26 protein-coding genes are annotated in these 25,283 nt (G+C 58.8%); 9 read left to right on the top strand and 17 right to left on the bottom strand.

Annotated elements, in window-relative coordinates; translation table 11 throughout:
• Positions 1–780: 780 nt before the first annotated feature.
• On the top strand, positions 781–1,980 hold the full coding sequence (gene ppk2, locus BUE21_RS13090) for a polyphosphate kinase 2 (protein WP_084523303.1): 1,200 nt from the start codon (positions 781–783) through the stop codon (positions 1,978–1,980).
• A gap of 128 nt (positions 1,981–2,108) precedes the next feature.
• Here ppk2 and hpf read toward each other — a convergent pair whose 3' ends face one another.
• Positions 2,109–2,444, bottom strand: a complete 336-nt coding sequence (gene hpf, locus BUE21_RS13085; protein WP_073357097.1) for a ribosome hibernation-promoting factor, HPF/YfiA family — start codon at positions 2,442–2,444, stop codon at positions 2,109–2,111.
• 221 nt (positions 2,445–2,665) lie between these two features.
• Between hpf and BUE21_RS13080 the strand changes: the two genes are divergently transcribed.
• Positions 2,666–3,583 (top strand): phosphoribosylaminoimidazolesuccinocarboxamide synthase, encoded by a 918-nt coding sequence (locus BUE21_RS13080; protein ID WP_073357096.1) that lies wholly within the window; start codon positions 2,666–2,668, stop codon positions 3,581–3,583.
• On the top strand, positions 3,580–4,803 hold the full coding sequence (locus tag BUE21_RS13075) for a M20 aminoacylase family protein (RefSeq protein ID WP_073357095.1): 1,224 nt from the start codon (positions 3,580–3,582) through the stop codon (positions 4,801–4,803). Before BUE21_RS13080 ends, BUE21_RS13075 begins: the two co-directional genes overlap by 4 nt.
• Before the next feature lie 14 nt (positions 4,804–4,817).
• On the opposite strand, the gene BUE21_RS13070 is transcribed toward BUE21_RS13075, so the two are convergent.
• Positions 4,818–5,816, bottom strand: a complete 999-nt coding sequence (locus tag BUE21_RS13070; protein WP_143164535.1) for a hypothetical protein — start codon at positions 5,814–5,816, stop codon at positions 4,818–4,820.
• Between the two features lie 97 nt (positions 5,817–5,913).
• Entirely contained in the window at positions 5,914–6,438 is a 525-nt protein-coding gene (locus tag BUE21_RS13065) for a cyanophycin metabolism-associated DUF1854 family protein (protein ID WP_234971159.1), read from the bottom strand.
• 326 nt (positions 6,439–6,764) lie between these two features.
• Between BUE21_RS13065 and BUE21_RS13060 the strand changes: the two genes are divergently transcribed.
• A complete protein-coding gene (locus BUE21_RS13060; protein WP_073357093.1) occupies positions 6,765–7,445 on the top strand; it encodes a BON domain-containing protein in 681 nt (226 codons plus the stop codon).
• 59 nt (positions 7,446–7,504) lie between these two features.
• Here BUE21_RS13060 and rpe read toward each other — a convergent pair whose 3' ends face one another.
• Entirely contained in the window at positions 7,505–8,185 is a 681-nt protein-coding gene (rpe, locus tag BUE21_RS13055) for a ribulose-phosphate 3-epimerase (protein WP_073357092.1), read from the bottom strand.
• A gap of 131 nt (positions 8,186–8,316) precedes the next feature.
• Here rpe and apaG point away from each other — a divergent pair, with 131 nt between their 5' ends.
• Both apaG and thiL read left to right on the top strand, forming a co-directional pair.
• Positions 8,317–8,751 (top strand): Co2+/Mg2+ efflux protein ApaG, encoded by a 435-nt coding sequence (gene apaG, locus BUE21_RS13050; protein WP_073357091.1) that lies wholly within the window; start codon positions 8,317–8,319, stop codon positions 8,749–8,751.
• 48 nt (positions 8,752–8,799) lie between these two features.
• Positions 8,800–9,819 carry a thiamine-phosphate kinase gene (gene thiL / locus BUE21_RS13045; RefSeq protein ID WP_073357090.1) on the top strand — a complete coding sequence of 340 codons (1,020 nt, stop codon included), beginning with the start codon at positions 8,800–8,802 and terminating at the stop codon, positions 9,817–9,819.
• Between the two features lie 18 nt (positions 9,820–9,837).
• Here the strand turns inward: thiL and BUE21_RS13040 are convergent, their stop codons facing one another.
• Both BUE21_RS13040 and BUE21_RS14725 read right to left on the bottom strand, forming a co-directional pair.
• The gene (locus BUE21_RS13040; RefSeq protein ID WP_234971158.1) at positions 9,838–10,608 is read right to left on the bottom strand and encodes a lytic transglycosylase domain-containing protein; all 771 of its coding nucleotides are present in this window, start codon (positions 10,606–10,608) and stop codon (positions 9,838–9,840) included.
• A gap of 77 nt (positions 10,609–10,685) precedes the next feature.
• The gene (locus tag BUE21_RS14725; protein WP_159435861.1) at positions 10,686–10,844 is read right to left on the bottom strand and encodes a hypothetical protein; all 159 of its coding nucleotides are present in this window, start codon (positions 10,842–10,844) and stop codon (positions 10,686–10,688) included.
• 658 nt (positions 10,845–11,502) lie between these two features.
• On the opposite strand from BUE21_RS14725, the gene xth reads away from it, so the two are divergent.
• Positions 11,503–12,282: an exodeoxyribonuclease III gene (gene xth / locus BUE21_RS13035; protein ID WP_073357102.1), complete on the top strand. Its 780-nt coding sequence runs from the start codon at positions 11,503–11,505 to the stop codon at positions 12,280–12,282.
• 246 nt (positions 12,283–12,528) lie between these two features.
• Here the strand turns inward: xth and BUE21_RS13030 are convergent, their stop codons facing one another.
• The gene (locus tag BUE21_RS13030; protein WP_073357101.1) at positions 12,529–14,511 is read right to left on the bottom strand and encodes an ABC transporter permease; all 1,983 of its coding nucleotides are present in this window, start codon (positions 14,509–14,511) and stop codon (positions 12,529–12,531) included.
• Between the two features lie 93 nt (positions 14,512–14,604).
• Here BUE21_RS13030 and BUE21_RS13025 point away from each other — a divergent pair, with 93 nt between their 5' ends.
• Positions 14,605–14,877 (top strand): AbrB/MazE/SpoVT family DNA-binding domain-containing protein, encoded by a 273-nt coding sequence (locus BUE21_RS13025; protein ID WP_073357088.1) that lies wholly within the window; start codon positions 14,605–14,607, stop codon positions 14,875–14,877.
• Positions 14,874–15,281, top strand: a complete 408-nt coding sequence (locus BUE21_RS13020) for a PIN domain-containing protein (protein WP_073357087.1) — start codon at positions 14,874–14,876, stop codon at positions 15,279–15,281. The genes BUE21_RS13025 and BUE21_RS13020 overlap by 4 nt, the downstream gene beginning before the upstream one ends.
• 38 nt (positions 15,282–15,319) lie before the next feature.
• On the opposite strand, the gene BUE21_RS13015 is transcribed toward BUE21_RS13020, so the two are convergent.
• From BUE21_RS13015 to BUE21_RS12965, 10 genes are all read right to left on the bottom strand, one after another.
• The gene (locus BUE21_RS13015; RefSeq protein WP_073357086.1) at positions 15,320–16,501 is read right to left on the bottom strand and encodes an efflux RND transporter periplasmic adaptor subunit; all 1,182 of its coding nucleotides are present in this window, start codon (positions 16,499–16,501) and stop codon (positions 15,320–15,322) included.
• A gap of 25 nt (positions 16,502–16,526) precedes the next feature.
• Complete coding sequence (locus BUE21_RS14580) at positions 16,527–17,696, bottom strand: YncE family protein (RefSeq protein WP_143164534.1); 1,170 nt, start codon at positions 17,694–17,696, stop codon at positions 16,527–16,529.
• 15 nt (positions 17,697–17,711) lie between these two features.
• Positions 17,712–20,315 carry a TonB-dependent siderophore receptor gene (locus BUE21_RS13000; protein WP_200796742.1) on the bottom strand — a complete coding sequence of 868 codons (2,604 nt, stop codon included), beginning with the start codon at positions 20,313–20,315 and terminating at the stop codon, positions 17,712–17,714.
• Between the two features lie 122 nt (positions 20,316–20,437).
• Positions 20,438–21,001: a GNAT family N-acetyltransferase gene (locus BUE21_RS12995; protein ID WP_234971157.1), complete on the bottom strand. Its 564-nt coding sequence runs from the start codon at positions 20,999–21,001 to the stop codon at positions 20,438–20,440.
• Complete coding sequence (locus BUE21_RS12990) at positions 21,002–21,298, bottom strand: type II toxin-antitoxin system TacA family antitoxin (protein ID WP_073357083.1); 297 nt, start codon at positions 21,296–21,298, stop codon at positions 21,002–21,004.
• A 107-nt stretch (positions 21,299–21,405) separates the two neighbouring features.
• The gene (locus tag BUE21_RS12985) at positions 21,406–22,392 is read right to left on the bottom strand and encodes a FecR domain-containing protein (RefSeq protein ID WP_073357082.1); all 987 of its coding nucleotides are present in this window, start codon (positions 22,390–22,392) and stop codon (positions 21,406–21,408) included.
• A gap of 68 nt (positions 22,393–22,460) precedes the next feature.
• Positions 22,461–22,964: a sigma-70 family RNA polymerase sigma factor gene (locus BUE21_RS12980; protein ID WP_073357081.1), complete on the bottom strand. Its 504-nt coding sequence runs from the start codon at positions 22,962–22,964 to the stop codon at positions 22,461–22,463.
• Between the two features lie 97 nt (positions 22,965–23,061).
• Positions 23,062–23,484 carry a CopM family metallochaperone gene (copM, locus tag BUE21_RS12975; protein ID WP_073357080.1) on the bottom strand — a complete coding sequence of 141 codons (423 nt, stop codon included), beginning with the start codon at positions 23,482–23,484 and terminating at the stop codon, positions 23,062–23,064.
• A gap of 112 nt (positions 23,485–23,596) precedes the next feature.
• A complete protein-coding gene (locus BUE21_RS12970; protein WP_073357098.1) occupies positions 23,597–24,820 on the bottom strand; it encodes a CaiB/BaiF CoA transferase family protein in 1,224 nt (407 codons plus the stop codon).
• A gap of 26 nt (positions 24,821–24,846) precedes the next feature.
• Positions 24,847–25,283, bottom strand: a 437-nt coding sequence (locus tag BUE21_RS12965; RefSeq protein ID WP_268767839.1) for an acyl-CoA dehydrogenase family protein, incomplete at its 5' end; no start/stop codon positions are given.

Below are 25,283 nucleotides of genomic sequence, written 5' to 3'. Positions count from 1 at the left end.
GCCAGCGTTCAATCTGAGCCAGGATCAAACTCTATAGTTCGATCTTGTTAAACTCACTCAAAACGGAATTGAAGTGGATTTGTAAATCATAAGACTTACACACTTCATGTTCTGTTCATGAGCGTTTGGCTTTCCATATATAATGGTTGCCAGGCATCTCTGCCTTTGTTCCTAAGAACTTGAGCAATTACCAAACGCCCACGCTTATCGGCTGTATGTTTTTAACGAACACCAAAGAAAACAAACTATCTAATCCGTCTTCTTTTTTAAGAACCTCACCGCGATCAGTGAAGCCCTCTACTATAACACAACTTTCAGAAGCTTTTGAAAATAATTTGAAGAATTTTTGCAAGCTCTTCAAATCAACTCTCAACCCCTCGGCACATCAGCTTAAAGCCAAACTGCCAAACAAGACTTCGAAGCGTCTTCACACTTCTTCTGTCCCGCGAAAGATCGATACTATACCACGGGTTTTCGGTAGCCTTGCCAACAAACACTGAAGAATTTATCTTCTTTTTTGCGAAAAGCACTCACATTCATTGAAAAACAATGACATGCACGTCAGACGCACACAAATTTTCTTGTGCATGCCTGTGATTGAGTGACAAAATGACATTTTAGTGACATGTTTCGATGTCGATGGCTTCATTCAAGACCCGCAGTGGGCATCTTTCTCTATTGCTTCTGCACACTCTGCCATGACGTTGCTTGAGTGCGGTCGTGCGGCATCGGATGGTCTCCCCGAATTTCCCCAAGTCTGACCACACAGAACAACCGAGCATGACCACATCCCATACCAACCCACCCTCCGACCTCAACCCTACCATCATCTCCGCGCCTGCTTCCAAGCCTCAGGCGACTGGGCGCAAAGGCGTGGCATCCAAACAGAAGACTCCTCGCAAAACTGTACAAGGTGATACTGCTCCGCTGAAAACAGGGGCTTCGATTGAGCGGTTTGAAATTGAAGATGCTCAGGCAGCCGCACAAAAGCAGTTTGAGGAAGCTGCCAGCGACATCGTGTTCAGTCAGCGACCGCTCGCATCACGCGCCAAGGAACTGCGCAGCTTGATTGAGGGGGCTTCTGCCGATGACAAGGCATTTCTGAAAGATGTGTTCCTCAACCGCACCGACAGCAGTACTGCCCGTACCCCCAATCCAGACGAGGCACTGGCCAAAAACTGGCGCGACGGAGCATATCCCTACCAGAATCTGCTGCGCCGCTCCACTTATGAGAAAGAAAAGTTCCGACTTCAGGCGGAATTACTGAAGCTACAGGCATGGGTGAAGGAGACGCAGCAGCGGGTAGTGATTGTGTTTGAAGGACGGGATGCGGCAGGCAAAGGGGGAGCCATCAAACGATTCATGGAACACCTGAATCCGCGTGGTGCACGCGTGGTGGCTTTGGAAAAGCCCAGTGCCACAGAGCAGGGGCAATGGTATTTTCAGCGTTATGTGCAGCACCTGCCCACCCATGGGGAAATTGTGCTGTTTGATCGGAGTTGGTACAACCGTGCAGGGGTTGAGCGGGTCATGAACTTCTGCACCGATGCGCAGTATCAGGAATTCATGCGCCAGGTTCCCATGTTCGAGCACCAACTGGTACACAGTGGCATTTACCTGATCAAGTTCTGGTTCAGTGTCAGCCAGGAGGAGCAGTTGCGCCGCTTCAAGGAGCGGCAGGTGCATCCCCTGAAGCAGTGGAAGCTCAGCCCGATTGACATGGCATCATTGGACAAGTGGGATGACTACACGCGTGCCAAGGAAGCCATGTTCTTCAATACCGATACAACCGATTCGCCCTGGATTGTCATCAAGAGTGATTGCAAGAAACGGGCAAGGCTCAACGCCATGCGGTATGCGCTGCGCAAGCTGCCATACAGCAACCGCGACCCAGAAACTGTGGGCAGGCTGGATCCATTGATCGTGGGGCGTGCCAACGTGATGTACGAACGCGGCGAAGACCCGAACCAGTTGCTGTAAGAACCTGTTTACGATCTTTTCATGGGGTACGTTGCCCCGTCAGGCAGGCCAGCCAGCCAGCCAAGGCAAAAAATCGGCCCCATAAAAGATGCTGACTTCTATGGGGCCTTTTCAATCGATTCAATCTGTCAGTTGGTTGCCAGATCCTTGTGCGACTTGTGCTCGAATTCTTTTTGCTTGTCCTTGAAGCGCACGACCTGACGATCCAGCTTGTCGATCAGTTCGTCCACTGCTGCATACAGGTCTTCATGGGTGGTCTTGACGTGAATATCCCCACCCTTGACCAGCATGGTGCATTCTGCACTCTGGCGTTCTTCCTTTTCCTTCGCATTTTCCAGCGACAACAGGACACGAACATCAATCACCTGGTCGAATCGCTTGGTGACACGCACCAGTTTGCTGCTGACATACTCGCGCAGGGCGGGAGTGACTTCCAGGTGGTGGCCGCTGATGGTCAGGTTCATAGTGAATCTCCTTCTGTCTGTTGGTCTGTCGATCAACCCTTGCATGAATCGGGCTGTCAGTGCCACTATGCGCCAGAGGCTGGACTTTGACAAGTATGTCCCACACCCTGCCATGTCCACTGTGGGGTGATATTTCCAAGCTCCGCTGAATTGGGCACAATGCGCGATGAAACAGCCGATAATAGCAATGGCATTTGTTCCTTTTTGGGTTGCTTTTCACCATGACCGCTGTTTCTCCTGCCCTGCACACATCCTCCCTTCAGTCCCTGCCCCTCATTGCACGCGGCAAGGTGCGCGACAATTATGCTGTGGGAGATGATCGCATCCTCATGGTTGCCAGCGACCGCATTTCCGCCTTTGATGTCATCATGGGTGAACCCATTCCCGGCAAAGGGGTGTTGCTGACCCAGATGGCTTTGTTCTGGTTTGCCCGGCTGGGCCATATCTGCCCGAATCACCTCACCGGACAGACACCGGAAAGCGTGGTCACTCCCGAAGAGATTGCGCAGGTCGAAGGGCGTGCCATGCTGGTGCAACGCCTCAAACCCATTCCCATCGAAGCCGTGGTGCGCGGCTACCTGGCCGGCAGTGGCTGGAAGGAGTACCAGCACGATCAATCCGTCTGTGGCGTTTCCCTGCCAGCGGGCCTGACCAACGCAGCCCCACTGCCTGAGCCGATCTACACACCGGCGGCCAAGGCAGAAATGGGTGAGCACGATGAGAACATCAGCTACGAGAAAACCGTGGAAATCGTGGGTGCAGAGCTGGCTGCCCGTATCCGCGACATCAGCATCGCCCTGTATCGGGAAGCTGCCGCCTACGCGCTGACCAAGGGCATGATTATTGCCGATACCAAGTTTGAATTCGGCCTCGATCAGGATGGCACGCTGGTACTGATGGATGAAGTGCTGACGCCCGACAGCTCGCGCTACTGGCCTGTGGAAGGCTACGAAGAAGCCTTCCGCACCGGCAGCAACCCGCCGAGCTACGACAAGCAGTTCGTGCGCGACTGGCTGGAGCAGGTGCGCATCAACGGCAAACCCTGGGGCAAGACTCCACCTGCGCCACGCCTGCCCCGCGAAGTCATCGAAAAAACCGCTGCCAAGTACCAGGAAGCCCTGGATCGGCTGACGGCATGAATGCATTCGAGACGATTACCCAATGGCATGAGGAATTGACGGCCATCCGCCGTGATATTCATGCCCATCCCGAGTTGGGGTTTGAAGAGACCCGCACCAGCGATCTGGTGGCGCAGAAGCTGCACGAATGGGGAATCGATGAAATCCACCGGGGCTTGGCCCGTACCGGCGTGGTAGGGCTGATTCGGGGCGCACGCCCAGACAACGGCTCGATGGTGGGCTTGCGCGCCGATATGGACGCGCTGCCCATGCAGGAGCACAACCGCTTCAGCCATGCCAGTGCGGTTGCGGGCAAGATGCACGCCTGTGGCCACGACGGCCATACCACCATGCTGCTGGGCGCAGCGCGTTATCTGGCACAGCACCGCGATTTTGCCGGTACGGTGGCCGTGGTGTTCCAGCCCGCCGAGGAGTTTGGCGCAGGCGGTCGGGTGATGCTGGAAGACGGGCTGCTGACGCGCTTTCCGATGCAGGCCATTTTTGGCGTTCACAATATGCCGGGGATTCCAGCCGGGCAGATCGCGCTGTCTGCCGGGCCGGTGCTGGCCTCCAACAGCGAATTCCGGCTGCGCATCACGGGCAGGGGCGGACATGCGGCCATGCCGCATCTGGCGATTGACCCGATTCCGGTGGCCACCCACCTGGTCAATGCCTGGCAGACCATCATCAGCCGCCACAAGAAGCCGCTGGAGGCAGCGGTGATTTCCGTCACCACCCTGCATGCGGGCGACACGTTCAATGTGATTCCCGATGCCTGTGAGCTGGGCGGCACGGTGCGCGCCTACACCACGGAAACGCTGGATCTGATCGAGACGCGCATGACAGAAATGGCAACACTGGTCTGCCAGACCTGGGGGGCCAAGGCCGACTTCCAGTTCAACCGCATCTATCCTTCCACCATCAACCATGCGGCAGAGACGGCTTTTGCCCGCGAGGTGCTGCACGATCTGGTGGGAGCGGAGAATCTGCTGGAGCAGACTCCCATCATGGCAGCAGAAGATTTCTCGTTCATGCTGGAAAAAATTCCCGGTTGCTATGCCTTCATCGGCAATGGCGATGGCAGCCACCGGCTGGACGGGCATGGCGAAGGCCCGTGCCTGGTACACAACCCCAGCTACGACTTCAACGATGCACTGTTGCCGCTGGGAGGCAGCTACCTGGCTTCGCTGGCCACGCGCTGGCTGGAAACGGAAACATATCCGAGCCAAGCGGCCACCTGACCAAGCCCTCGCAGTCAGAACTGCATTTCCACGCCCACGCCCACCGCCCAGGCCTTGCGGCGCAGGGGGTCGTCGTCGTTCTTGGGCCAGAAATGCCCCACGGTCACCGTACCGGTCAGCCAGTCTTTGTACAGGGTCTGTCGGAACGTGCCCCGCATTCCATAGTTGGAAATATCGACTGCGCCCGTCTTGCCCTGCACGATGGCTTCCAGAGCCACCAGCTGCTTTTCGTTCAGGGTCTTGAAGGGGCCAATGCCCGAGTACCACTCGAAGCCATGACTTCTGCGTGTGATGGTTCCGGTGGTGCTCCAGCGCAATGCCAGCGAGGGAGAGAAGGCGCGTTCGTAATCCAGCACGGTGGTGGCCCCGATGCTGTCGTCCACCGTCCAGAACAGGGTCTGGCGGAAATCCAGCCGGTCACGATCCGACAGCAGCCAGTGGTCGCGATAGCGTGCCTGCACATAGAAGTTCAGCCCGCCACGCACCCCGACGCGAAAATCCACATTTTTCTTCAGGTCCACCCCCAGCCCGGCAAAGAACGACTGGTCATCGCGGCGGCTTTCGCGCAACAGCAGTTGCTGGCGGCTGAAGTTTTCCGGCTGATCGGTGACTTCCTCGCGTTCGTTGTCCTGCCCCACGAAGGCGTAGGCCTGGCGGCGCAGGTTCGGCAGATCGGCCCGCAGGCGAAAGCGCACATTGCCATCAAGGCCATCGTCCTGATCCCACAAGGTATTCAGGCGCACATGGCCGGACACCTTGCCGCCGCTTTCGGCAAACGGGTCGTTGCCAAACCAGCCATCCACGGTCTTGGCCACGCTGTAGGAAAAATCATGGGTGAAGTCGCGCGTGCGCTCCAGCCAGAGTATGTCGTCGCTGCGGGTATAGGTGACCCCGGCGGTCGGAACCAATGCCGTATCCGACAACTGCTGTGCCCCAGTGGCCGTGGAAACCACGGACGCACCCACAGCCATCAGGGTGCAGGAAGCCCATGTAGAGAATTGAAGGTGTGTCATGCCGCTGTCCTGCCCTGTATCGGTTGAAGACGTTTCAAAGAATCGAAAGGGATTGTGCTGGAAATTGTACAAGTGCTCGACAAAATCCCATCGGCCATCAAATGAACCGCGCCAATAGCTTGCGGGAAGCCTTGGGCAATGCAGCCACACCGGGGATGGCGAATTGCAGGCCATTTTTGGCGGTGATGCGCAGATGCTGGCCTTCGGCATCGAGCTTGCGAATGTCGTCTTCGCTTTGCAGGTGCAAGGTGGCTTCGCCCCTGTCGGTTTCGACCTGCCAGACGCTGGGGGTCGAGAAGCTCGAAACCGAGACAATGGCGGTAATCACCGGAATGAAGTCTCGCCATGCCAGCGCGGCTTCCACAGGGGCACGCTGGGAGGGTGGCAGGTCATCCAGTCGCTGGATATAGGCTTGCTCCCGGCCGTGGGCATCCACGAGGCTGATGCACTCCCGTGGAGCCGACAGGCTGAAGGATGCGACGGGTTGCACGGCCACGATGGTATCTGGCCCACTGGGGCGGCACAGCAGCAACTCACCGTGGTCACTGGGTCGAAGCTGGACGCGCCCTTGAGGGTCTGGCAGCATGACCAGATCAGGATTGGCGGGCAGGTTGGCGGTCATGCGTGGTTCTCCTTCTTCATCAGATCGTGAACACGTTCTCAGACACTGAACGTAGGCGATCATTGCCCGCAAATCCTGGCATTCTCGCATCAGGGCGTACCTAGAACAAATATCCAGCCATACGAAAACCGTTCATTCTGTGTGAACTCCAGCCTGCTTCCAGTGGGGATACACGGAATTTTTGCAAGGTTTGCGCAGTGCCTTGGCAACTTTGCATACACTCGGGCTTCTATACGAGGCCATGCAGCGCAGGTGGCCATGACCATTTCCATGCTATCGTGCGCGCTGCCTATCACACGATCACGCCATCACAAGGATTCAAGCCCATGTCCATTCGCGCTTCTCAATCGGCTCTTTGTATTTTGCTGGCTGGTTCGGCTTTTCTGAGCGGCTGCGCCCCACTGCTGGTGGGCAGTGTGGTCACTGCCGGAGTGGTCGCCACCGACCGCAGAACATCCGGTACCCAGGTGGAAGACCAGGCCATCGAGCTGAAAGCCGCCAATGCTTACCGAGAGCACATCACCGAGGGCTACCACATCAGCACCAACAGCTACAACCGCCATGTGCTGCTGACCGGCGAAGTTCCCACCCCACAAGACCGCACACGGGCACAGGAAGTGGCACGGCAAATCGAGAATGTGCGCAGTGTGCGCAACGAGTTGGTCGTCGGCCCCAGTTCAACCCTGTCACAACGCTCCAACGACCTGCTGACTTCCAGCAAGGTGCGCAGCCGCATCATCGGCACGGAAAACCTGCCATCGAACTCCCTGCGCATTCACACCGAGCGGGGCGTGGTGTATCTGCGCGGACTGGTGACACGGCGCGAAGCCGCTCTCTCCACCGAAGTGGCACGCACCACATCCGGGGTGCAGAAGGTGGTGCAGTACTTCGAGTTCATCTCGGAAGAAGAAGCTGCCCGGCAACAGGCCCAGTTGCAGGACACCACACCAGTCAAGCCTTACAGCGGTGAGCACAATCCAGCCGACTTTGACGAAACTCCACAGTGAGTCGGAAGGGCACACGATGATGGCCCAGGCCGGGCCATCATCGTGTGCATCGTGACGGCTCAGGCCAGTTGCTGGCGCATTGCGTCGATCACATCCCGGTAGCTGCTGGCACCGAAAATGGCACTGCCAGCCACAAAGGTATCGGCTCCGGCATCGGCTGCGCGGCGGATGTTGTCGATCTTGATACCGCCATCCACTTCCAGCCGGATGTCCTTGCCGTGGCGGTCGATCTTCTCGCGTACCTGCTCGATCTTGCGCAGTGCCGAATCGATGAAGCTCTGGCCACCAAAACCAGGGTTCACGCTCATGATGAGCACCAGATCGATGTCGTCCAGCACCCATTCCAGAATATCCAGCGAAGCAGCCGGATTGAAGACCAGCCCGGCCTTGCAGCCCTGGGCGGTGATGGCCTGAATGCTGCGATGCACATGGGTGGAGGCATCGGGGTGGAAACTGATGAGATCCGCGCCTGCCCTGGCAAAGGCAGCGGCCAGATCGTCCACCGGCTGCACCATCAGATGCACGTCCACCGGCACGGGCTGGCCATCCGGGGTGCGGGCATGGGGCTTGATGGCCTGACAAACCATCGGGCCAAAGCTGAGGTTGGGAACGTAGTGGTTGTCCATCACGTCAAAATGAATCCAGTCTGCACCGGCGGCAATGACGTTTTGCACCTCTTCGCCCAGACGGGCAAAGTCGGCAGAGAGAATCGAGGGGGCTATGCGGTAGGTATGGCTCATGCCCGCATTGTCGCAAACCTGCCCCGGCCTTGCAGCCCCGCGAAAGGGTTTTCGGCGACAATTTTCCGTTTTCGATATAGCCAGCACCATCACCGCCATCTGTTCTGAATCTTTCCAAGTCGTTGTTTGCCATGCCCCAGACCCCGCCTCCGTTGTCCATCACGGTATCCGTGAGCTTTCAATCCGATTCGTCCCAGGTGGAACGGGGCGATTACCGCTTCTCCTACCGCATCCGCATCACCAATACGGCCACGATGGCCGTGCAGATCGTGGGTCGCCACTGGCTGATTCACAATGCCCACGGTGAACAGCAGGAGGTTCACGGTCTGGGCGTGGTGGGGCAACAGCCCCTGCTGGCGGTGGGCGAGACCTTTGAATACACCAGCGGCTGCCACCTGAGCACCGCCACCGGCACCATGCAAGGCCGCTACCTGTGCGTCACCGAAACGGCAGAGGCATTTGAGTGCCCCATTCCGCTGTTCGAGCTGAACGCACAGGGACACACCACCCCCACCCCCGTGTGGCCGGACGAACCCGCCGACCCCGCTCAACGGGTGCTGCACTGATTCACCTCCACTTCCTTTTTCCTGACCTTTCACCCCACCACCGTCGATATGGGCGAATTTGACCTGATCCAGCAGTTTTTCCAATCCCGCAGCCGGGAGCTGTTCCCTTCCTTCCATGCCGATGGCTCTGCGGCATTCGCACAGATCGTGCAGGGCATTGGCGACGATTGCGCCATCGTCCAGCCCCCGGCAGCCATGCAGTGGGCCATCTCCAGCGACATGCTGGTGCAAGGGCGACATTTTCTGCCCGATTGCGATCCGTACCGGCTGGGCCACAAGGCACTGGCAGTGAATCTGAGCGACCTGGCAGCCGCTGGCGCACAGCCGCTGGGCTTCACGCTGGCAATGGCATTGCCAGCGGCCGATGCCGCATGGCTGGCCCCGTTTTCCGAAGGGCTGCTGGCACTGGCCGCCGAACACCGCTGCCCGCTGCTGGGCGGCGACACTACCAAAGGCCCGCTGACACTGAGCATCACCGTATTCGGACAGATTCCAGCCGGGCAGGCCTTGTTGCGCAGTGGAGCCAACGTGGGCGACGATATTTACGTCAGCGGCTGCGTGGGTGAGGCACGACTGGCCCTGGACGTGCAACTCGGGCATGTGCCCATCGACAACCCCGTGCTGCGCCAGCACCTGATCGACCGCATCGAAATGCCCCAGCCCCGCCTGGCCCTCGGTCAGGCCCTGCGCGGGCTGGCCACTGCCGCCATTGACCTGAGCGACGGGCTGATGGGCGATCTGGGGCACATACTGAGTGCCTCGGGCGTGGGCGCGCAGGTGGTGGCCGATGCCGTGCGCCAGACTTCCACCATCTGGCACGACCCACAACTGGCCGCCTGGAGCCTGGAGCGGCAAAACCACTACGGGCTGTCGGGTGGCGACGATTACGAACTGGCCTTCACCGCACCCGCATCCTTGCGGGAGCAGGTGGCCCATGCTGCCCGCCAGAGCCACACACCCGTCCACCGCATCGGCCAGATCGTGGCGGGAGAAGGCATCGAACTGCGGGATGCGCACGGGAACGCCCTGCCCCATGCCATCCGCTCATTCGACCACTTCAACGAATAGGCGCGCCGCCTACCCTCATCAAGAAGCCTTGGATGCGTGGTCTGGGGCTGCTCTTTGCGCCCACTTCTGGCTGTTGGGGGTTCCGGCGGCCATTTCGCGTGCCCTGGCACGCAACTGTTCCCGGTATCGGGCAGGCAGGCCGCGCGAGCCGTCGGCCTTCACCTTTTGCAAGCGCGTGTGCTCGGCCAGCACCTTGGCGGCATAGCCACCGTCGCTGGGCAGCTTGGCCGCCCCCACATAGCAACGCAATCCGGGCTGCACGCCGCCAAAGCGACGAATGCAGTCCTGCAAAATCACCGCTCCCACTTGCAGGTTGGTGAGCGGATCGAACGCCGCATGCTTGCCACCGAACAGGGCATATTTTTCCTCGTGCACCGTGGTCATGACCTGCATCAACCCCTGCGCCCCCACCGCACTCTGGGCGAACGGGTTGAAGCCGGATTCAATCGCCACCACCGAGAGAATCAGCGTCGGGTCCAGCCGGTACCGCTCCCCCAGCGTATAGGCCTGTGCCACCAGTGCCCCCAGCGGCTCGGGAGCAACCCGGTATTTCTTGCTCAGCCAGTAGGCCACGGCCGCCTGCTCCTCGGTCAGGTCCAGCCAGTTGATGGCCGTGGCGCGCTCGTGTGCCTGGGGCTGGATGTCCAGCCCGGTGCTGGCCACCTTGCGCTCATGCAGCAAGCCATAAAGCCACGATTCGGCAGAACTGCGCAGACCCGGTTGCAAGGCCAGCACCACCAGTGCCAGCACCGTGGCCGTGCCATACCACACCGTGGTCTTGTGCGCCATGCGCACCATCTTCCTTACCCAGAAAACCAGGCCGGAGGAACGGCCCGCCGGGCGAAAAGTCATTGTCGAAGCATTCATCATTTCTTCTGGCCGCTCATGCCGCGCACCAGCCTGTTGTCGCGTGTGCCGATGGCCGCAGCCCGCACACCTACCGATTGGAGCCTGCGCCAGCCCATGGCTCGCGCGGCATACCCGTGTCCATTGCGGCCACGGCCCACCAATCCCCTGTCTGCCATCAAGAGACACCATCCATGCGCGCCATACCCATGACCCGTGGACAGCCGACAATCAGCGGCGGAGGCGCAGACACCACCCACCGGTCTGGGGCACGAAGAAATGCCCGGTTGAAGGGGCCAGAAAACGCTGTCGGCGCAGTGTCTGGCCCGGCAACTTGTGGTTGCTGCCGACTATTTTATGAAAAAATTATATTAATTCAATTATTTAAAATTCATTCAATATAACTTTTATATATTTATGATAATGATCGGGACGAATTTGCCACGCAATTGCAGTTCTGAAACAGCAGCACCATGCAGGCCAGCACAGCCATCAGAGGCAACCCCTGCATTGATTTCCCCCCTCCCAATCACAGCGTATCGCACCACAACCGGAAAAACCCTGTATTCTCAAAAATCTCGCAAATTCAACAGGATAGGCATATTTCACAGTCGGCTCCAGCTTAGAACAAGACCGCTGCATCCTCCACCCTGCACCCCGTATCACCGCCGAGACCCATATGGGAAACAGGCAACGGCCACCAGCCAGCCATCGCACTTGTGCCTCTGGGCACCAGACGCATGGCGGTTTTTTCCAGTTTTTTGCCGCAACTGTTGTAAAACTGCCGATCTTTTCATTCACGCCTCCCAGATGAACACCACCCCCACCACCCCTTCGCTGCACATTGCCACCTGGAACGTCAATTCGCTCAATGTACGCCTGCCGCAGGTGCTGCAATGGCTGGCCGAGAACCCGGTCGATGTGCTGTGCCTGCAAGAACTGAAGCTGGTGGACGAGAAATTCCCCCATGCCGAACTGGCCGCCATAGGCTATGCCGCCCAGGCATTCGGCCAGAAAACCTACAACGGCGTGGCGATTCTCAGCCGCCTGCCGCTGCACGATACCATGCGCAACATTCCCGGCTTTGCAGACGAGCAGGCGCGTGTCATCAGTGCCACAGTCGATGCCAGAACGCAGGGCGAAATCCGCATCATCAACGGCTACTTTGTGAACGGACAGGAGCCGGGCAGCGACAAATTCCAGTACAAAATGCAATGGCTGGAGCACCTCCATGCCCTGGTGCACGAACAACTGCGCCTGCACCCCCGACTGGTGCTGCTGGGCGACTTCAACATCACCCCCGACGACCGGGACACCTGGGATCCGGTGGGCCTGAAAGACACCATTCACCACACCGTCGAGGAGCGTGCCGCCTTCCAGTCACTGCAAGCCCTGGGGCTGCACGATGCGTTCCGGCTGTTCCCGCAGGCCGAAAAAAGCTTTTCCTGGTGGGATTACCGCATGCTGGGCTTCCAGAAAAACCGGGGGCTGCGCATCGACCACATTCTGGTCAGCAATGCCCTGCAAGCGAGCGTGACGCAATGCAGCATCGACCGCGCGCCCCGCAAATACCCCAAGCCCAGCGACCACGCGCCTGTCATCGTCACGCTGGGTTAAGAAGAATGGCACTTACTGAACGCCGTCATTCCGGCGAAGGCCGCAATCCAGTGACGACATGGAGAAAAAACACGTTCGTTTCTCTTGGCTTGCTTTGTCACTGGATTCCGGGTCAAGCCCGGAATGACGGGAAACAGGTCTAAGTAAGTGCCATTCGGGTTAAGAACGTGTTTACGATCTCAAGCCTGCCATCATTCAGGTTCACCCCCACGCTCTCCATGCTGGTGACGTTCATTGCGTCTATCGTCACTCTCCGGCCAATGCGGCAACCGGCCTGAGCCGCGCCGCCGCCCTCGCTGGCATCCACCCGAACACCAGCCCCGTCGCCAGCGCACACCCGAACGCCAGCAGCATCGCCCGAACCGAGAACACCACCGGCACCCCCAGCAGCATCAGCACCGCACCGATGCCCATGCCCAGCACCAGCCCAATGGCCCCACCGGTCAGCGACACCACCACCGCCTCACTCAGAAACTGCCTTTGAATGTCGCTCTGCCGCGCCCCGGTTGCCATGCGAATGCCAATCTCCCGGGTGCGCTCCTTCACGCTCATCAGCATGATGTTCATCACGCCAATACCGCCCACGATCAGGGAGATGCCAGCAATCAGCGAAAGCAACAACGCCTGCTGTCTGCTCGCCTCGTTCTGTGCCCTGACTCGCACCGCATCGTTGAACACGCGGAAGTCTCTGGCACCCCTTGCAAGCTCCAGCGCATTGCCAATGCCGATGACGGTTTGATCCAATTGCGCGAGATCCCCCACACGCAACTGAACCGCCCCGGCATCCTGACTGCCCCAGAGCCGATGGGCGGCCGAGGCAAAGGGAACCATCACCGTATTGTCCTCCTCATCGTCGCCCGTCTCCTGCAACACCCCGATCACCCGGAATGGCAGGCCATTGATCTGGATGTACTGCCCCAGTGGATTGATGGATTCATCGGGAAACAGCCTCCCCCGTGTCCCAATGCCCAGCACCACCACCGCTGCCATCTGCTCTTCATCCTCTCTGGTGATGTAGCTGCCCGACTGCATGCGCAGGTTGAACACCTCCATGCCTTCAGAGCCAGTGGCCAGAATCCAGGTGGAGAACGACTGTTCACCCGCCACCAAAAGCCCTTGCTGCGGGTTGAACGGCACGATGGCCTGCACATTCGCCACTTCCCGCACCGTCTCCACATCCACCAGCGACAAACCGGCGTTCTGGCCGTGGTTCGGATCGGTATCGGGCCAGACCTGCACGCGGTGCACGCTGCCGAAGGCGGCCAGATTGGAAAGCGTGGCTTCCGATGAACCCTTGCCCACAGCCATCAGCACAATCACCGAAGCCACCCCGATGACGATGCCCAGCAGGGTCAGCAGCGTGCGAAAGCGCGAGACCCACAGCGTGCGCCAGGCACTGGCGAAGGCTTCGGCAAGACCGATGGCATGACCCGAGTCCGTCATTGCGGGCTGAACCCGCAATCCAGTCACTGCCGATGAAGAAGCAACGGCAGAGCCATGAGATGTACCCTCTGGATGCCGGATCGAGTCCGGCATGACGGGAATGCGGTCTTCGACGATGCGTCCATCGTGAATACGCACCACGCGCTTGGCTTGTGCCGCCACCTTTAGGTCGTGCGTGATCAGAATCACCGTATGTCCAGCCTCGGCCAGTTCGGAGAGCAGCTTCATTACCTCCATGCCGGTCGCACTGTCCAAGGCACCAGTGGGTTCATCGGCCAGAATCACCTGCCCGCCATTCATCAAGGCACGGGCAATCGAGATGCGCTGCTGCTGCCCGCCTGAAAGCTGTTTGGGGAAATAGTCCAGCCGCTCACCCAATCCCAGACGGGTCAGCAAGGATGCAGACCGCTCGGACCGAACAGAAGCATCCACCCCCGCATACACCGCAGGCACCTGCACGTTGTGCGAGGCATCCAGCGTGGGGATGAGGTGATAGCCCTGGAACACAAAGCCAAACGCTTCACGGCGCAACTGGGCCAACTGGTCGGCTGAGAACGCAGCAATGTCCTTGCCTGCAAACCGATACGAGCCGGAAGAAGGTTGATCCAGACAGCCCAGGATGTGCATCAGCGTGGATTTGCCCGAACCCGATGCGCCGACGATGGCGATGAACTCGCCCGCGCCAATCGAAAGGTCAATGCTGTGCAGCACCTCTACCGCTGGCGTGCCATCCTGGCCGCCGTAGCTCTTGCGGATATTGGCAAGCTCGATCAATACTGTGGTCATGCCAATGCTCCACATCCTTTGGAATCCTTACCATTGCACTTTTTTCTGACAAATCTACAATCATCAGAAATATCATCAAAGGAGCGAAAAGCCATGCACGCCACCATTACCAGCAAAGGCCAGATCACCTTGCCCAAGGCCATCCGAGACCAGCTTGGCCTTGCCGAAGGCACACGGCTGGATTTCGACATCGTCGATGGCACGATTCGCGCCCGCCCCGTCAGCCGCACTGCACTGGACATCTTTGGCGCGCTGCACGAGCCGGGCCGCAAACCCGTCAGCGTGCAGGAAATGGAGCAGACCATCGAGGCTGAAGCCAACGTCAGATTCACCCAGGCCAGCCACAGCCAAGGCAACAACGCATGATTGGCTTCGATACCAACGTGCTGGTGCGCCTGCTCGTCAATGACGACGCAGCGCAGGCGCAGGCCGTGCGCCGTTTGCTGGAACCAATCAACGACACGCCGGAAGCCGTCTTCATCAGCGATCTGGTGATTGTCGAAACGCTGTGGGTGCTCAAGGCCCGCTATGGCATGGGCAAAGCCGCCCTGGCCGGCGTGATCGATTTGCTGCTGTCCGTCAAGACCTTTGCCTTCGAGCATCGCGCCACGTTGGAGCAAGCCGCCAACGCCTTTCGCCACGGCAAGGCAGGATTTGCAGACTGCCTGATCGTGGCACGCCACCGCCGTCTGGGCTGCCAGCACACCGTCACGTTCGACAAGGCTCTGGCGAAACATGAGGGTGCGAAACTGCTGCCCATCAGTGGTTGAGATGCGTCTAAACGGCGCCATCCAGCGCGTCCGCAACGTCACCACCGCAACCTCCGGCTGCCACGCTGCTCGGTGATGTCGGTCACCAGCAAGTCACCTTCACGCAAGCCTTCCAGCACAGCCGCATTCAGCCGGTCGCGCACACCAATGCGCACGTTGCGCTCGGTGATTTGTTCACCTTCCATCACCTGCGCCGTGTAGCTGTCTGCCTCGCCCGTGGGCTTGAGCACTGCCAGCGGGGCCAGCAGTACGTCATCGGCTTCGGCCGCCACAAAGAACACCCGTGCGCTCATCTGCGGCAGCAAGGCGGCGTCATCGTTCGCAACGTCGAACAAGGCCGTGTAGTTCACCACCTTGCTGTTGCTCGCGTGTAGCCCGCCTTCGCCCGAACCCGCAGAAGGCGGCGCAGGCAGAATCTGCCGCACCGTGCCATTCCAGCGCCGGGGTTTGCCGCCCACATCTTGCAAGCCCAGGGTGGTGAAGTACACAGGCATACCGGCCTTGACCTTGCCCATGTCGGCTTCGGAGACTTCCGTCCACACTGTCATTTGCGAGAGATCGGCCAGCCGCAACAGATTGGGCGTCTGGTAGGTGGCATTCAGGGTCTGGCCTTCACGGGCTTCCAGTGAGATCACCGTGCCATCCATCGGCGCGAAGATGCGGGTGTAGCCCAGCAGGGCTTCATTGCCTGACAGCGTGGAACGTGCGCCATCGATCTGTGCCTTCAAACTGGCAATGCGCGCCTGCACCATGCGCAGGTCGGCAGCAGCGGTTTGAAAGCTCTCGCGGCTCACGGCATCGCGTTCGACCAGCACCTTCTGGCGGTCGGCCTTCTGGCGCAGCAGATCGCGGGAAGCTTCCTGCTCCAGCAACTGGGCTTGCAGGCTGGCCAATGCAGCGCGGTCTGCAGCAACCGTGGCTTGCTGGATAGCTGGGTCAATCTCCACCAGCAAATCGCCTTGCCGCACCACATCACCAGCGGCAACCGCAATGTGCCGAATCTGGCCCGATACCTGCGCGCCCACATCCACATAGCGGTGCGGCTGCAAGGTGCCGGGGGCGGTCACGGCCTGCTCGATGCGGCCGCGCTCGACAGGGGCAGTCTCGATTACCTGCTCAGTGCGGAAGAAGGCGTGCCAGAGTAAAAAGGCGATTCCTGATAGTGAGCAGGCAAAGAAAAGCCAGCGCACTGCGCTGGATACGCGGTGCTGTTTTAGCAAAAGAGGCTCCGGTTACGAGTACGCGTCAAAGCGCATTCAGATCAATGCGAACCACGCTCTCAGCCTTGCCCGCCTTGCGCCTAGCCTCATCGTTCTTGACCGAGACAAACAACACATTGCGCGCCTCATCCAGCGCAAGGCTGTTGGGGTGTGCGGGCAGGTCGATGGTGCGCACCAACCGGAAATCCGTCGTGTCGTAGACAGAGACCGAGCCTTTGCCCCCATCACCCCGGTTGCTCACATACAGACGTTGGCGTTTCCCGTCTTCCACGATTGCCAAGGATGGTGCCGCCGCCGCAGCGGTGGTGAAGCTGGCAAGCTCTGCCCCGGTTGCGGCATCGAACACGGCGGTGCGTGGCAAGTCGCCCATCACGCGCTGGTTCGGGTAGTTCTTGCGGAAAGCTTGCTTGTCTTCAACACCTCCGCTATCTGTGGCGTAGAGGTAGTTTCCATCAGTGCTCAGTGCCAAATTGAAAAGGCGTGTGCCCGTATTGACTTCAAATTCACCTGTGATCGCAAGAGAGTTGATGTCTACCAGTTTGATTAACCCTTCGCCATTGCCTACCAGCACCCGATTGCGGGCATCGTCTACGGCTACGCCGATACCGTAGAAACCGAAACCGGGAATCGTCTTGATCACCTGTAACTTCTCTGTATCCAGCACAAACAGCACGCTGTCCGCGCCGGGATCGCTGACGATACCCGGCACATACAGGTGCTTGCCAGAGGCATCCAAACGCAGTGCGCGCACATGGTAGGGAAACTTGTCAAAGCCAGGCGCGAGCGCAATGGTTTCAATGAGACGGTTATTGGCCGTATCCACTACGCTGACAAACCCCTCGCCTCCATGACCGACGTACAGCCGGTCGTTCGCATCATCCAGAGCAAGGCTGAAACCGACATGTGGCAATACGATTTCGCCTTGAACCGCCAGGGTGTCAGAGTGAATGCGAAGCACTCGTGATTTGTTGTCATCCTTCCAGTCAGGCGCAGCAACGAAAACGGCTTTTTGGTGAATTGAATGAATTAATTCATACACCGCAGGAGCTAAATCAGCTTCAGTAGCTAAATGCTCGGCAGTCGTTGTGGCAATCAGTTTCGATTCATCAACCTTGGTCAGGGTTTGTGAAGAATCGCAACCAGCCAGCACACCCACGGCCATCATAGCAATTATTTTAATTCGCATATGCTTCATTATCTTCCCTATTGGTTAGAACTGATATTTCAGAGTTGCCGTTAGATTGCGCTCGGCACCGTAAACATGATCTCCTGGACTTGTTCTATAATTTTTGTTGAATGCATTGTTTAAATTTATCAATACACTCAATTGATCACTGAAAGCGTAACGCCCCATGAGGTTAACTACTGCATAGTTCTTCTGGGTCACCAGATGGCGGAATGACTCAGGTGCAGATGAATAATAGGTTTTGCTCTGCCAGTACAACCCTCCTCCCAAAGTCATCTGTGGCATGGTTTGAGGCGTATAAGCGGTGTATAGCTTAAACATATGGATCGGTCGGTTGGTATAAAGGCGTTCGCCGTCGTTATCACGGGAGAATGTCCGAGAATAACCGCCTTGCATGCTCCAGCCACGAGCCAATTCTCCTTGAACCTCCAATTCCCAGCCACGAGTCTTGGTATCGTTTTCCGCGATATAAGCCTGTCCGCCTTCTGGTGTGATGTTGTTTCCGTCCGCAACCGCAAGATTGTCCTTGACCGTTTCAAAAACTGCGGCACTGGCATTCAATCTGCCATTGAACCAATCACCTTTCAACCCAAGTTCGTAGTTGATGCCTTCTTCGGGATCCAACAGATTGCCCGCTATATCCCTTGCGGATTGCGGATTGAATATTTCTGTATAACTTCCATAAATCGAGAGGTGGTTGGTTAGGTCGTAAACAACCCCAGCGTAGGGTGTAAATACATTGCTGTAATTTCTCCGCCCCGAACTGACGCCACTTGCACTGATGCTGCGATAATCCCAGTCACTCCAGCGGCCCCCAAGTATCAGAGCGAGATCATCTGTCGGTTTTAGACGTGTAGCAAGATAAAAACCAGATTGATTGGTTTTACCCCTTGATCCTCCAAGGTTGGAGTTATATCCGCCCCAGTCTGGCTCTGAAATCTGCGGAATTCCATTAATTATTGGGAGTTGGTAGCCCATTAAACTATCAGCTCCGTTTCCAGGCCCTTGCTTTTGAGTCAGCCTATGGCTATTGAATCCTGCAATTAAATTGTGACTTGTTCCGAAAATACTATACCGACCATTCAGAGTTGCGCTAACGGAATCTGAGTCGTACTTTAAATTATTCACAACCCTTGTAATACGTCCTGCCACATGATCCGAGCTTATCCCTACCAAATTATTTCTTTTTTGATTGAACTGACGGTCAGTATGACCATAATTTATTTTGAGCCCCCAGTCTTCATTGAATGCATGCTCCAGTGCGATCTGTACACTGCTACGTCGATTGTGCCAGTTGCTCCATTCTGCAAAAATTGCATCGTGGCGGGTAAATGGCGTCAAGGTGCTATCATCACTATATAGGACGGGAAAACCGTAACTTTCGGCACTATTGCTGCGCTCGTTGTTGTGTTCCAGAGTTAAACTCACCAAGGTATCAGGCGTCAGATCCGCCTCGACCACGCCATATACGGTGTTTCTTGCTCCCTGATAGCGACTGATCCAAGAGGAACTTTCATCATAGAGTCCAACCAGTCGGCCGCGCACAGTACCACCCCGATTCAAAGGCCCACCCACATCGGCCACCACGCGACGTTTATCCCATCGACCAAGACTACCTTCCAAAGAACCCTGGAATTGATGAGTTGGTCGTTTGTGTGTAAGACCAACGCTGGCACTGGGGTCGCCAGCACCAGTCAGCAAACCAGTTGCACCGCGCACCACTGCCACAGAGTCATAGATTGCCGTATCAAAAGACGTCATGCCGACGCCCGAACCGGTAAATGTGAACGCCGCACCCGATGTTGGCAGTCCATCGATCTGGTAGCTGCTGACGGCGAAACCGCGCGAATAAATGCCGGAATAGCCACCAATGTCTGTGCCAGAGCCTGTGTTGGATAAATAGAGCCCAGGTGTCTGCTGTGCCACATCGGCCAACGAGTTCAGTTGTTGATCATCTATACGCTGACGTGTGAAAACTGTTACCGATTGGGGTGTTTCTCGCAGAGAGAGGGAGAGGCCAGTGGCTGCGCTGGTGCTTTCTGTGGTGTAACTGCCCGTGCCTTCGGTTACGCCCAATGCACCCGCCGTCACCACCACTTCCGGCAAGGTCGCCACGTCACCCCTGCCACTGCCTCTACCCGGCGCAGTCACCGTCACTTCCGGCAGCATCTCTACTGCCCGCAACGCATAGCTGCCATTGCCTTGCCGCACCGCCTGCAGGTTGTGCCCGCTGAGCAGTGCATCAAAGCCACTGGCCACGCTGTAGCTGCCATTCAAACCACGGCTTTGCCTGCCTTGCACCAGGGTGCCATTCACCGTCAGTTCCACCCCCGCTGCGCTGGCAAAGGCACGCAATGCCTCGGCCAGCGAACTGGCGGGGATGTTGTAGCTTTTCACCTGCGCGGGCTGGCTGGCCTGCGCGCTTTGCGCCGCCTGGGCGTGAGCGAATTCAGGCGCAAGCAGCAACCCCATCGCCCCCGCAGACAGGCTCGCCAGCAAAGCACACTGCGCCGCAATGGCCAGCGCACGCGGCTGGTGCGGTATGTGGGCGGCTTGCGGCTGTGCGCTGGTGCATGGGATGAGGCTGACTCTGCGGTGTTGAGGCGCGCTGGCGCGACGTTGCAGCATGGTGAAGCTCCTTTTTGCTCGGATGATGGGTTGGCATTTGTTGCCCTCTCATCTTGTTTTCCGAACGAACGCGAAAAAGCCTCAATGTTTTTTTGTAAAAAAACGAAACAACATGCCTTTGCTTATCCAGTCTCGGCTGCCGGAGCATCAAACAAGTCTGCAATCTGCTGCATGGGCAGAAACAGGCGCAGTGGCGTTTGCTGGAATGGCAGGAAGTCAAAGTGTTTGTAGAAACGCTCTGCCTCTGCATCCTTGGCATCAACGATGACTGCGATGGCACCGACTTGCAGGGCACTTTCCAGGCTGCGGCGCAAGGCATCGGCCAACAGGAATTGGCCTGCACCCTGGCCGCTGATGGTTTGATCCACCGCCAAACGCCCAAGCAAGGTGACAGGCAGGTGGTCGTAGCGCGGTAGTTTGCGAGACAGGGCTGCAGGTATCTCGGGCAAGGCGATCAGGGATGCCGAGAGTGAATAGAAGCCGCGCACGATGCCATCGTCGTCTAACAGGACAAAAGTTGCGGCGACGTGACGCTGGGCATCCTGTCTGGCCTGTTGCTGTAGATAGCGGTTGAGCGCATGGTTGCCACAGTCAAAGGCCGAGCGATCATGCACCTTGCCGAGCGGCTGGATGGCATCCAGCCCAAGACGGATGCGGCGGCTGCCTGGGTTGGCGGGTTCAGGCACTCAGCCCTCCGTCTTCTGGCGATAGCTGGCAATGGCACTGCGCAGGCGTACACCGGGCGGCGGCGGATTCAGCAGGGCGGCGACGAAAGCTTGCTGTTCGCTGCGCGTGAGCTGGATGAGTTCGTGCTCTTGCACGATGCGGGTGGCGGCGGCTTGCGTACTTTCGATCACCAGTTCGCTCAAGGTGCGGCCGCTCAAGATGGCGGCGCGTTGAAACAGGTCTTTCTGCGCGCTGGATACTCGGGCCTCAAGACGGGCACTGCGGCTGTTCTGGGTGGTTTCTGGCGTGTTCAGCATGGGATTTCTCTTGCGGTATGCGTTGATGCTCGGGTGCTATTGTACGCCGAATGTCCGTACGACATGCCCTGATTTTATCTTCCAGGTGGCGGATGCACCCGCCCTGATCAACGCGGCACAACCGTGACCCAGTAGCGGGTACGCCAGCGCAGGCGCACGGGCAGGCCCAGCGTGAGGTTATGCAGGGCGCGGTCGGTATCGTGCAGCGGGAAGGTGCCGGTCACCGGCAGGTTGGCAACGGCGGGATCGCAGTGCAGGATGCCGCTGCGGTAGCGGCCCAGCCATTCGATCACGTCGCCCAGGCGCATGTCGGTGATGGAGAGCATGCCTTGCGTCCAGCCCTGGGCGGCGGCATCGACTGCTTCAGGGACTTGTACTTGCATAGCGTTGAACTCGGTGGCTTGGCCTGCCTCGACGCGCAGGATTTGGCCGGGGGCTGCATGCGGGCTGATGAGTACGGCACCCTCAAATACTTCCAGCGTCGTCCGTTCATCGTGCAGATGCACGGCAAACTGGGTGCCCAATGCGGTGGCAGTGCCGTGGCGGGTTTGTACGCTGAACGGTCTGGAATTCGGTGCCGGATCGGCGGTGGTGGTAACCATGATGTGCCCGGCGCGCAGCAGGATGCGACGGTGTGTGGCGGTGTAGTCCACATCGATGGCGGAGGCACTGCCCAGCACGATTTGCGTGCCGTCATCCAGTTGAAGCTGGCGTATTTCACCGGTGCCGGTGCGGTGGTCGGCACTGGCGATCTGCCACACGTCGCTATTGCGCCCGAGGTAAGCGATGGTGCCCACACCTGCGCCCAGTATGGCAAAGCCCAGAAATTGGCGGCGGGTGCGGGCATTGCGTTTTTTGCGTTCTGCCGAGTCCTTGAGCACATGTTGGGCTACATCGGCAGGTACGGCCAGAAGCTTGCTGTCAAAGGCTTGCAGGGCTTGCCAGGCGCGTTCGTGATCGGGGTGCTGGGCACGCCATTGCGCGCAGTGGGTTCTGTCGGCTTCGCTGGCATCGTCTGCCGCCAGGCGCGCCCACCACTGGCCCGCACGTTCGATGACGGTGGGGTCAAGTGGCTGGTTTGGGGCTGTAGACATGGAGATGACGAAGCAGCTGTGCGGTCATTGGATTGTGCTGCATGCCAATGCCCCCGGCGCATATACCATCAATTGCGCCGGTGCGCCGCTTGCAGACAGGCCACCATAGCCGAGGCAATGTACTTTTCCACCGACGAGGGGCTGACTTGCAGCTTGTCGGCAATCTCGCTGTAGGTCATGCCTTCCAGCCGGTACATCAGCAGGGCGGTACGCGATTTGGCAGTCAGTTTGTGAAGAATGACATCGACTTCCATCAAGGCTTGCACAGCAATGGCACGCGCCTCTTCGGATGGCTGCAATTCGACAGGTCTTGCAGCAAGGGCATCCAGATAAGCCGCTTCGATCTGGCGGCGGCGCACCAGATCAATGGCAAGCCCGCCAGCAATGCGGCTGAGGTAGCGACGCGACTCATGCAGCGGCGGGTGGATGTCGGCCTCTATGATGCGCACATAGGTGTCGTGTGCAATATCTGCCGCATCCGCAGTGTTGCCCAGACGCTTGCGCAGCCACATTTGCAGCCAGAGGTTGTGATCGGTGTAGAGGCGGGCGACATCGGCGTTGGCAGCATACATACAGGTAACGGTGCGACTATTGGATGAAAATTATTCTCATAATAGCAAACAAACACCTGCCCCAGAAGAGGCAATCCCCAATCTGCCTATGCCATTTTCAGGGTTTGGCAGCCCCGTTGCGTTCCAGCCATTGTTGCAGGAAGGCGATTTCCTGTTCCTGGGCCGCAATCACTTCTTCGGCCAGTTTGCGCAACTGCGGGTCGCTGCCGTATTGCAGTTGAATTTTCGCCATGTCGATGGCTCCCTGGTGGTGGGGGATCATGCCACGCGCAAAGTCCACATCGGCATTGCCGGTGAAGCCGGTGTCCATGCCTGCGTGCATCCGGTCATTGGCGGCACGGTAGGCTCGGGTGCTGTCCGCCTCGTTCGCATGGCCGTCCGTGGCAGAAGCGTGGCTGGCGTGGGCGGAATGCGGGGCAGGCTCTGCGCTGCCATGCGCATGGTTGGCATCCTGTGCCAGCACAGGCAGGGTCAGCACAGAGGCCACGAGGGCGGGCCAAAAAGTCTTGTGGCTCAACATGGGGAGGCTCTTTCAATGGTGGGAAAAAAATCAGATTGTCACACGATGGTCATATCGTACTGCCACTGATTGAACCCGTGCCATTTGGAAGCTTTTCAACCCCGGCAAGCACTCACACCACGCCCTGTTCACGCAACGCGGCAATGGCAGCGGCATCCAGCCCCAGTACGTCTTGCAGGATGCTGTCGCTGTGCTCGCCCAGTTGCGGGGGCGGCAGCCGGTAGTCCACAGGGGTGGCCGACAGTTTCATCGGGTTGGCCACCAGCGAAACCGTGCCTGCCTGCGCATGCGGCAGGGTGACTTGCGTGCCCCTGGCGATCACCTGCGGGTCGGCAAAGACATCGGCCAGCGTGTTGATGGGGCCACAAGGCACGGCCTTGGCTTCCAGCGCGGCAATCCATTCGGCTGTGGTGCGGGTGACGGTGATGCGGCGCAGCAGCGGAATCAGCTCCTGCCGGTGGGCCACGCGGGCGCGGTTGGTGGCGAAGCGGGCATCCTGCGACAGTTCGGGCCGTCCGGCTTCGGTGCAGAAACGCTGGAACTGGCCATCGTTGCCAATGGCCAGAATCATGTAGCCATCTGCCGTCGGAAAGTCCTGGTAGGGCACGATGCTGGGGTGGGCATTGCCCAGCCGCCGGGGGCTTTCACCGGTGCTGAGGTAATTCAGGGCCTGATTGGCGAGGCATGCCACCTGCACGTCCAGCAGCGCGAGGTCAATGTGCTGGCCCTGGCCGCTTTGTTCACGCCAGGCCAGTGCCGCCAGCACGGCGTTGCTGGCATACAGGCCGGTGAGGATGTCGGTGAGGGCCACGCCCACTTTCATGGGGCCTGCGCCTTCTTCGCCATCGGGTCGGCCCGTCAGGCTCATCAGGCCGCCCAGTCCCTGAATCAGAAAGTCATAGCCCGCACGCGGTGCATAAGGCCCGGTCTGGCCAAAGCCGGTGATCGAGCAGTAAATCAGCCGGGGGTTGATGGCACTGAGCGAGGCGTAGTCCAGCCCGTATTTTTTCAGGCCATCGAGCTTGTAGTTTTCCAGCACCACATCCGACTCGGCCGCCAGTTGCTTGACCAGTGCCTGTCCTTCGGGCTGGGTGATGTCGATGGTGATGGAGCGTTTGTTGCGATTGGCGCAGAGGTAGTAGGCGGCCACCGGGGTGTCCTGCCCTGCTTCGTCCTGGAGCCAGGGTGGCCCCCAGCCTCGGGTATCGTCGCCCTCGCCAGGGCGTTCGACCTTGATGACATCGGCTCCCAGATCGGCCAGCAACTGCCCGGCCCACGGGCCGGCCAGAATGCGGGAGAGGTCCAGCACGCGAATATGGGACAAGGCTGCGGCCATCACACGCTCCTGTATCAGTCGTTCAGTCAGTTTGCAAAAGCGGCGATACCAGTAATGGCGCGCCCCAGAATCAGCGCATGCACATCGTGCGTGCCCTCATAGGTGTTCACCACCTCCAGGTTCACCAGATGCCGCGCCACGCTGAACTCGTCGCTGATGCCGTTGCCCCCCAGCATGTCCCGCGCCAGCCGCGCAATCTCCAGTGCCTTGCCGCAACTGTTGCGCTTGATGATGGAGGTGATCTCCACCGGAGCCTGATGCAGGTCTTTGAGCCGCCCCACTTGCAGGCAGCCTTGCAGCCCCAGGTGGATTTCCGTCAGCGCATCGGCCAGCTTCTTCTGGATGAGCTGGTTGGCCGCCAGCGGACGGCCAAACTGCTTGCGATCCAGTGTGTATTGGCGCGCCACGGCCAGGCAGTCTTCCGCTGCTCCCAGCGCGCCCCAGGCGATGCCGTAGCGCGCAC

It is taken from the genome of Lampropedia hyalina DSM 16112, assembly GCF_900129055.1.
In the GTDB taxonomy this organism is placed as follows: domain Bacteria; phylum Pseudomonadota; class Gammaproteobacteria; order Burkholderiales; family Burkholderiaceae_C; genus Lampropedia; species Lampropedia hyalina.
Note: the sequence above shows the minus strand (reverse complement) of the source record. Positions and strands in the feature narration are given on the sequence as shown.

Excerpts from the sequence above, each read along its gene's own strand:
- BUE21_RS13070 (WP_143164535.1), bottom strand. The coding sequence starts at position 5,816 with ATGACACACCTTCAATTCTCTACATGGGCTTCCTGCACCCTGATGGCT.
- BUE21_RS14580 (WP_143164534.1), bottom strand. The coding sequence starts at position 17,696 with ATGAAGCATATGCGAATTAAAATAATTGCTATGATGGCCGTGGGTGTG.
- BUE21_RS12985 (WP_073357082.1), bottom strand. The coding sequence starts at position 22,392 with ATGTCTACAGCCCCAAACCAGCCACTTGACCCCACCGTCATCGAACGT.
- BUE21_RS12980 (WP_073357081.1), bottom strand. The coding sequence starts at position 22,964 with ATGTATGCTGCCAACGCCGATGTCGCCCGCCTCTACACCGATCACAAC.
- BUE21_RS14725 (WP_159435861.1), bottom strand. The coding sequence starts at position 10,844 with ATGGCAGACAGGGGATTGGTGGGCCGTGGCCGCAATGGACACGGGTAT.
- BUE21_RS13030 (WP_073357101.1), bottom strand. The coding sequence starts at position 14,511 with ATGACCACAGTATTGATCGAGCTTGCCAATATCCGCAAGAGCTACGGC.
- BUE21_RS12990 (WP_073357083.1), bottom strand. The coding sequence starts at position 21,298 with ATGCTGAACACGCCAGAAACCACCCAGAACAGCCGCAGTGCCCGTCTT.
- rpe (WP_073357092.1), bottom strand. The coding sequence starts at position 8,185 with ATGAGCCATACCTACCGCATAGCCCCCTCGATTCTCTCTGCCGACTTT.
- BUE21_RS13065 (WP_234971159.1), bottom strand. The coding sequence starts at position 6,438 with ATGACCGCCAACCTGCCCGCCAATCCTGATCTGGTCATGCTGCCAGAC.
- BUE21_RS13075 (WP_073357095.1), top strand. The coding sequence starts at position 3,580 with ATGAATGCATTCGAGACGATTACCCAATGGCATGAGGAATTGACGGCC.
- thiL (WP_073357090.1), top strand. The coding sequence starts at position 8,800 with ATGGGCGAATTTGACCTGATCCAGCAGTTTTTCCAATCCCGCAGCCGG.
- BUE21_RS12970 (WP_073357098.1), bottom strand. The coding sequence starts at position 24,820 with ATGGCCGCAGCCTTGTCCCATATTCGCGTGCTGGACCTCTCCCGCATT.
- hpf (WP_073357097.1), bottom strand. The coding sequence starts at position 2,444 with ATGAACCTGACCATCAGCGGCCACCACCTGGAAGTCACTCCCGCCCTG.
- BUE21_RS13040 (WP_234971158.1), bottom strand. The coding sequence starts at position 10,608 with ATGGCGCACAAGACCACGGTGTGGTATGGCACGGCCACGGTGCTGGCA.
- BUE21_RS13020 (WP_073357087.1), top strand. The coding sequence starts at position 14,874 with ATGATTGGCTTCGATACCAACGTGCTGGTGCGCCTGCTCGTCAATGAC.
- BUE21_RS13060 (WP_073357093.1), top strand. The coding sequence starts at position 6,765 with ATGTCCATTCGCGCTTCTCAATCGGCTCTTTGTATTTTGCTGGCTGGT.
- ppk2 (WP_084523303.1), top strand. The coding sequence starts at position 781 with ATGACCACATCCCATACCAACCCACCCTCCGACCTCAACCCTACCATC.
- BUE21_RS13080 (WP_073357096.1), top strand. The coding sequence starts at position 2,666 with ATGACCGCTGTTTCTCCTGCCCTGCACACATCCTCCCTTCAGTCCCTG.
- BUE21_RS13025 (WP_073357088.1), top strand. The coding sequence starts at position 14,605 with ATGCACGCCACCATTACCAGCAAAGGCCAGATCACCTTGCCCAAGGCC.
- apaG (WP_073357091.1), top strand. The coding sequence starts at position 8,317 with ATGCCCCAGACCCCGCCTCCGTTGTCCATCACGGTATCCGTGAGCTTT.
- BUE21_RS13000 (WP_200796742.1), bottom strand. The coding sequence starts at position 20,315 with ATGCTGCAACGTCGCGCCAGCGCGCCTCAACACCGCAGAGTCAGCCTC.
- copM (WP_073357080.1), bottom strand. The coding sequence starts at position 23,484 with ATGTTGAGCCACAAGACTTTTTGGCCCGCCCTCGTGGCCTCTGTGCTG.